1 pseudogene is annotated in these 243 nt (G+C 53.5%); it reads left to right on the top strand.

What is annotated here, in order from left to right:
• Positions 1 to 243, top strand: a pseudogene (locus R0K30_RS23165) (hypothetical protein); the annotation flags it as partial.

The following is a 243-nucleotide window of genomic DNA, read 5'->3' as shown; positions in this document are numbered from 1 at the left end:
CTTGCGCGAGCGCATCATCCATCGGCACAAAGGCATTGCCATAGCGGCGCAAGTGGTCATCGATTGCTCGAACCGCCCTCACCTCGAGTTCCGTGGAGACATCCCGAATGCCAAGGTTGGCACATTCGATACGGAACTCGTGCATGAATTCCTATGGAAGTTCGCCTTGGAATCACGCATGAACGTCCACGTCATCGTCCATTACGGACGCAACACGCATCATATCATCGAAGCGGTATTCAA

Source organism: Bacillus sp. SIMBA_154, from assembly GCF_046536015.1.
GTDB classification, from domain to species: Bacteria; Bacillota; Bacilli; order Bacillales; family Bacillaceae; genus Bacillus; species Bacillus pumilus_P.
Note: the sequence above shows the minus strand (reverse complement) of the source record. Positions and strands in the feature narration are given on the sequence as shown.